This is a genomic window from Enterobacter sp. Ap-867 (assembly GCF_011752855.1).
Lineage (GTDB): Bacteria > Pseudomonadota > Gammaproteobacteria > Enterobacterales > Enterobacteriaceae > Cedecea.
In genome coordinates this window covers 1-1736 of the sequence record NZ_VWWS01000024.1, presented here as the reverse complement: position 1 = coordinate 1736, position 1736 = coordinate 1, and the positions used below count along the sequence as shown (strand labels likewise).

Annotated in this window: 1 rRNA gene; it reads left to right on the top strand. The window is 52.4% G+C overall.

The annotated features are described in order from the left end of the window. The first annotated feature begins 149 nt into the window (after positions 1–149). Positions 150–1689: ribosomal RNA gene (locus tag F3J26_RS22515) — 16S ribosomal RNA — on the top strand. Positions 1690–1736 lie beyond the last annotated feature (47 nt).

The window sequence follows — 1736 nt, the reverse complement described above, 5'->3', positions numbered from 1 at the left end:
CACTGCTCTTTAACAATTTATCAGACAATCTGTGTGGGCACTCGCAGGATTGATATCTCAGCATCTTCGGATGCAAACAAATATCAAGTCTTGAAGAGTGACTACTGATTTTATAAACAGTTTTAATTCTTTGAGCATCAAACACTTTTAAATTGAAGAGTTTGATCATGGCTCAGATTGAACGCTGGCGGCAGGCCTAACACATGCAAGTCGAGCGGTAGCACGGGGAGCTTGCTCCTGGGTGACGAGCGGCGGACGGGTGAGTAATGTCTGGGGATCTGCCTGATGGAGGGGGATAACTACTGGAAACGGTAGCTAATACCGCATAACGTCGCAAGACCAAAGAGGGGGACCTTCGGGCCTCTTGCCATCAGATGAACCCAGATGGGATTAGCTAGTAGGTGGGGTAATGGCTCACCTAGGCGACGATCCCTAGCTGGTCTGAGAGGATGACCAGCCACACTGGAACTGAGACACGGTCCAGACTCCTACGGGAGGCAGCAGTGGGGAATATTGCACAATGGGCGCAAGCCTGATGCAGCCATGCCGCGTGTATGAAGAAGGCCTTCGGGTTGTAAAGTACTTTCAGCGAGGAGGAAGGCATTAAGGTTAATAACCTTGGTGATTGACGTTACTCGCAGAAGAAGCACCGGCTAACTCCGTGCCAGCAGCCGCGGTAATACGGAGGGTGCAAGCGTTAATCGGAATTACTGGGCGTAAAGCGCACGCAGGCGGTTTGTTAAGTCGGATGTGAAATCCCCGGGCTCAACCTGGGAACTGCATTCGAAACTGGCAAGCTTGAGTCTTGTAGAGGGGGGTAGAATTCCAGGTGTAGCGGTGAAATGCGTAGAGATCTGGAGGAATACCGGTGGCGAAGGCGGCCCCCTGGACAAAGACTGACGCTCAGGTGCGAAAGCGTGGGGAGCAAACAGGATTAGATACCCTGGTAGTCCACGCCGTAAACGATGTCGACTTGGAGGTTGTGCCCTTGAGGCGTGGCTTCCGGAGCTAACGCGTTAAGTCGACCGCCTGGGGAGTACGGCCGCAAGGTTAAAACTCAAATGAATTGACGGGGGCCCGCACAAGCGGTGGAGCATGTGGTTTAATTCGATGCAACGCGAAGAACCTTACCTACTCTTGACATCCAGAGAACTTTCCAGAGATGGATTGGTGCCTTCGGGAACTCTGAGACAGGTGCTGCATGGCTGTCGTCAGCTCGTGTTGTGAAATGTTGGGTTAAGTCCCGCAACGAGCGCAACCCTTATCCTTTGTTGCCAGCGGTTCGGCCGGGAACTCAAAGGAGACTGCCAGTGATAAACTGGAGGAAGGTGGGGATGACGTCAAGTCATCATGGCCCTTACGAGTAGGGCTACACACGTGCTACAATGGCGCATACAAAGAGAAGCGACCTCGCGAGAGCAAGCGGACCTCATAAAGTGCGTCGTAGTCCGGATTGGAGTCTGCAACTCGACTCCATGAAGTCGGAATCGCTAGTAATCGTAGATCAGAATGCTACGGTGAATACGTTCCCGGGCCTTGTACACACCGCCCGTCACACCATGGGAGTGGGTTGCAAAAGAAGTAGGTAGCTTAACCTTCGGGAGGGCGCTTACCACTTTGTGATTCATGACTGGGGTGAAGTCGTAACAAGGTAACCGTAGGGGAACCTGCGGTTGGATCACCTCCTTACCTAAAAGATACAACCCGCGTAGTGCTCACACAGATTGTCTGATAGA